Origin of the sequence: Mycobacterium sp. 1423905.2, assembly GCF_001673155.1 — a bacterium.
Lineage (GTDB): Bacteria > Actinomycetota > Actinomycetes > Mycobacteriales > Mycobacteriaceae > Mycobacterium.
The window spans coordinates 1-3,495 of sequence record NZ_LZLE01000116.1; the positions used below are offsets into that span (position 1 = coordinate 1).

The 3,495-nt window shown below is 68.2% G+C and carries 2 protein-coding genes; both read left to right on the forward strand.

From position 1 onward, the window contains the following. A partial coding sequence (gene carB / locus A9W95_RS06235; RefSeq protein WP_067409764.1) for a carbamoyl-phosphate synthase large subunit occupies nt 1–2,985 on the forward strand: 2,985 nt, incomplete at its 5' end. Beyond that, the coding region (gene pyrF / locus A9W95_RS06240) for an orotidine-5'-phosphate decarboxylase (protein ID WP_067409765.1) at nt 2,982–3,495 on the forward strand (514 nt) is incomplete at its 3' end. The genes carB and pyrF, both read left to right, overlap by 4 nt.

Consider the following 3,495-nt stretch of genomic DNA (forward strand, 5'->3'; position numbering starts at 1 on the left):
GCGGACATCGACGCGATCCAGCGCGGCGAGGACCGGCAGATGTTCAAGGACATCGTCGCCAAGGTCGGCGGTGAATCCGCCCGCAGCCGGGTCTGTTTCACGATGGACGAGGTCCGCGAGACGGTCGACGAACTCGGGTTGCCGGTCGTAGTCCGGCCCAGCTTCACCATGGGCGGGCTGGGCTCGGGTATGGCGCGATCGGTCGAAGAGGTCGACCGGATGGCCGGCGCCGGCTTGGCCGAAAGCCCTAGCGCCAACGTGCTGATCGAGGAATCGATCTTCGGCTGGAAGGAGTTCGAGCTCGAGCTGATGCGCGACGGCCACGACAACGTGGTGGTGGTCTGCTCGATCGAGAACTTCGACCCGATGGGCGTGCACACCGGCGACTCGGTCACCGTGGCGCCGGCCATGACGCTCACCGACCGCGAATACCAGCGGATGCGCGACCTGGGCATCGCGATCCTGCGGGAGGTCGGCGTCGACACCGGCGGCTGCAACATCCAGTTCGCCGTCAACCCTGAAGACGGCCGGCTGATCGTCATCGAGATGAACCCCCGGGTGTCCCGGTCCAGCGCGCTAGCCTCCAAGGCCACCGGCTTCCCGATCGCCAAGATCGCCGCCAAGCTGGCCATCGGCTACACCCTCGACGAGATCGTCAACGACATCACCAAAGAAACGCCGGCCTGCTTCGAACCCACCCTGGACTACGTCGTGGTCAAGGCGCCGCGGTTTGCCTTCGAGAAGTTCCCCGGCGCCGACCCCACGCTGACCACCACGATGAAATCCGTCGGGGAAGCGATGTCGTTGGGCCGCAACTTCGTCGAAGCGCTCGGCAAGGTGATGCGGTCACTGGAAACCAGCCGGGCCGGATTCTGGACCAAACCTGACCCCGAGGGTGCGCTCGACGAGGTGCTGACCCGGTTGCAGACGCCGACCGAAGGCCGGCTCTACGACCTGGAACTGGCGCTGCGACTGGGCGCCTCGATCGAGCGGGTCGCCGCGGACAGCGGTGTGGACCCCTGGTTCGTCGCGCAGATCAACCAGCTGGTCAAGCTGCGCGCCGAGGTGGCTGCGGCGCCCGTGCTGGACGCCGACCTGCTGCGCCGCGCCAAGCACAATGGACTGTCGGACCGCCAAATCGCCGCGCTGCGGCCAGAATTGGCCGGTGAAGACGGCGTGCGGTCGCTGCGCGAGCGCCTTGGCATCCATCCGGTGTACAAGACGGTGGATACCTGCGCCGCCGAATTCGAGGCCAAGACGCCCTATCACTACAGCAGCTATGAACTCGACCCGGCCGCCGAAACCGAGGTGGCGCCGCAGACCGAGAAGCCCAAGGTGCTGATCCTGGGCTCCGGACCCAACCGGATCGGGCAGGGCATCGAATTCGACTACAGCTGCGTGCATGCGGCAACCACGTTGTCGCAGGCCGGCTTTGAGACCGTGATGGTCAACTGCAACCCTGAGACGGTCTCCACCGACTACGACACCGCCGACCGGTTGTACTTCGAACCGCTCACCTTCGAGGACGTGCTGGAGGTGTTCCGCGCCGAGCAGCAGTCGGGTGCCGGCGGGCCGGGCGTCGCAGGGGTCATCGTGCAACTCGGCGGCCAGACCCCGCTGGGGCTGGCGCAACGCCTCGCCGACGCCGGCGTTCCCATCGTCGGCACCCCACCCGCGGCCATCGACCTTGCCGAGGACCGCGGCGCGTTCGGCGACCTCCTGCACACGGCGGGACTGCCCGCGCCGAAGTACGGCACCGCTACCACCTTCGCGCAGGCGCAGCGGATCGCCGCCGACATCGGTTACCCGGTGCTGGTGCGTCCGTCCTATGTGCTGGGCGGTCGCGGCATGGAGATCGTCTACGACGAGGAAACGTTGCGGGGCTACATCACCCGCGCCACCGAGTTGTCGCCCGAACACCCGGTGCTGGTCGACCGCTTCCTGGAAGACGCCGTCGAGATCGACGTGGACGCGCTGTGTGACGGCACCGAGGTCTACATCGGCGGGATCATGGAGCACATCGAGGAGGCCGGCATCCACTCCGGTGACTCGGCCTGTGCTTTGCCGCCGGTGACGCTGGGTCGCAGCGACATCGAGAAGGTGCGCCAGGCGACCGAGGCCATCGCGCACGGCATCGGGGTCGTGGGCCTGCTCAACGTGCAATACGCGCTCAAAGACGACGTTCTGTACGTGCTGGAAGCCAACCCGAGAGCCAGTCGCACCGTTCCGTTTGTCTCCAAGGCCACCGCGATCCCTTTGGCCAAGGCCTGCTCGCGAATCATGCTCGGCGCCACCATCTCCCAACTGCGCGATGAGGGCATGCTAGCGGCCGTCGGTGACGGCGCCACCGCCGCGCCCGACGCCCCGATTGCGGTCAAGGAAGCGGTGCTGCCCTTTCACCGGTTCCGTCGAATCGACGGCGCCGCCATCGACTCACTGCTGGGCCCGGAGATGAAGTCGACCGGTGAAGTCATGGGCATCGACCGCGATTTCGGCACCGCCTTCGCCAAAAGCCAAACCGCCGCTTATGGATCGCTGCCGGCCGCCGGCACGGTGTTCGTCTCGGTCGCCAACCGCGACAAGCGCTCGCTGGTCTTTCCGGTCAAGCGCCTGGCCGACCTCGGGTTCCGGGTGCTGGCCACCGAGGGCACCGCGGAGATGCTGCGCCGCAACGGGATTCCGTGCGACGAAGTCCGCAAGCACTTCGAAGGACCGCAACCGGGCCGGCCCGCCATCTCGGCGGTCGACGCCATCCGCGCCGGCGAGGTCGACATGGTGATCAACACGCCCTACGGCAACTCCGGCCCGCGCATCGACGGTTACGAGATCCGCTCCGCGGCCGTCGCCGTCAATATTCCCTGCGTCACGACCGTGCAGGGCGCCTCGGCCGCCGTGCAGGGCATCGAGGCGGGCATCCGTGGTGACATCGACGTGCTGTCCTTACAAGAGCTGCACCGGGCGCTTGGCTCGCGGAGCGAAGGTTGAGCAGTTTCGGCGTTCGGCTGGCCGACGCTAAGTCGCGCCGCGGACCGCTGTGCCTGGGCATCGACCCGCACCCCGAACTGTTGCGGGCCTGGGGTCTGCCGGTGACCGCCGACGGCCTGTCCGCCTTCTGCGACATCTGTGTCGACGCCTACGCCGGTTTCGCGATCGTCAAACCCCAGGTGGCCTTCTTCGAGGCGTACGGCTCCGCCGGGTTCGCCGTGCTCGAACGCACCATGGCCGCCCTGCGCACCCACGGGGTCCTGGTGCTCGCCGACGCCAAGCGCGGCGACATCGGGACCACGATGGCCGCCTACGCCGCCGCCTGGGCCGCGGACTCGCCGCTGGCCGCCGACGCGGTGACCGCCTCGCCGTACCTGGGATTCGGGTCGCTGCGGCCGCTGCTCGAGGTCGCCACGGCCAACGAGCGCGGCGTGTTCGTGCTGGCGGCGACGTCCAACCCGGAGGGCGCGACCGTGCAACGCGCCGACGCCGACGGGCGCACCGTCGCCC